Annotated in this window: 1 protein-coding gene; it reads right to left on the reverse strand. The window is 48.7% G+C overall.

The window, feature by feature from the left end:
• The coding region (locus tag IE065_RS17885) for a hypothetical protein (protein WP_189517700.1) at positions 1 to 302 on the reverse strand (302 nt) is incomplete at its 3' end.
• Positions 303 to 626: the final 324 nt, after the last annotated feature.

Genomic DNA, 626 nt, shown 5'->3' on the forward strand with positions numbered 1-626 from the left:
GCGCGAAGTTCTGCATCCCAGAATTCAATACCGAAGAGGTCGAGGATGCCGTCACCGAAGTCGAACAGAGCGAACTTAGCGGAGCGGAGCTCACGAGTGCTTAGTTCGAGGCCTTCATCTTCAGCGATGATGGCAACGAAGTCACGTTGGCTAACGCGGATAACACGGTAGGTCTTACCAGAGGCAGCGTCTGCAACGACACGACCAGTGATGGTCAGAGTTTGCTTGGCAGCAACTTCTGCATTTGCAACTACACCGCAGATCAGGGCGGCGAAGACGGCAATCATGGATTTGATTTTCATAGTAATGTTAAGTCTGATATTAAAGCTCTGTGTTAGAGATAAGTCTGGCATGGTAGTGTACGAAAATGTTACGGCGAGAAAAAAATAATGTTAACGAGCGAACTTTTCTAGTCGGTTATCCAGTAATGAGGGCACAAAAAAGCCCGGGCACAGGCCCGGGCTTTTGAAAATATAAATGAAAGCTTATCGCTTAATCAATGATGACGACGGGCTCAATGATGATCAGGTTGTCGGTGTCGACAACTTGAGCGCGGAGCGTGAGGCTGAGCGAACCAGGGATGTCTTCGAACTCGTCAAATGCTTCTACGAAGAGAACTGCTGGGA

Origin of the sequence: Cerasicoccus arenae, from assembly GCF_014651635.1 — a bacterium.
Lineage (GTDB): Bacteria > Verrucomicrobiota > Verrucomicrobiia > Opitutales > Cerasicoccaceae > Cerasicoccus > Cerasicoccus arenae.